Origin of the sequence: Elizabethkingia argenteiflava (genome assembly GCF_009904105.1) — a bacterium.
GTDB lineage: Bacteria > Bacteroidota > Bacteroidia > Flavobacteriales > Weeksellaceae > Elizabethkingia > Elizabethkingia argenteiflava.
Window position 1 is genome coordinate 1 of the sequence record NZ_JAAABJ010000014.1, and the last position, 259, is coordinate 259.

General features: G+C 35.9%; 1 protein-coding gene. It reads right to left on the reverse strand.

All coding sequences use genetic code 11. The annotated features are described in order from the left end of the window. Positions 1 to 257: outer membrane beta-barrel protein (locus GNY06_RS00070; RefSeq protein ID WP_166518288.1), on the reverse strand; the 257-nt coding region annotated here is incomplete at its 3' end. Between the last annotated feature and the right edge of the window lie 2 nt (positions 258 to 259).

Consider the following 259-nt stretch of genomic DNA (forward strand, 5'->3'; position numbering starts at 1 on the left):
GCAATATAACCTAAATTAGTGCTATATGAATTTTTATGATCATTCCCAAAGGTTACTTTAGAACCCAAGTCATTGTAAATAACTTCTGGCTGAAGGCTTAAAGTGGTAGATATAGGAGCATTAAGGAAAACACCCGCGTTAAAACCTACTTTAGATTTTGTATCGCTGAGATTTTGGTCTTTGGAGATTGAAGATACGTTCATTCCTGCCTTAATCCCGAATTTTGGACCAGTTTGTGAAAAAGCAAATGTTCCCATCA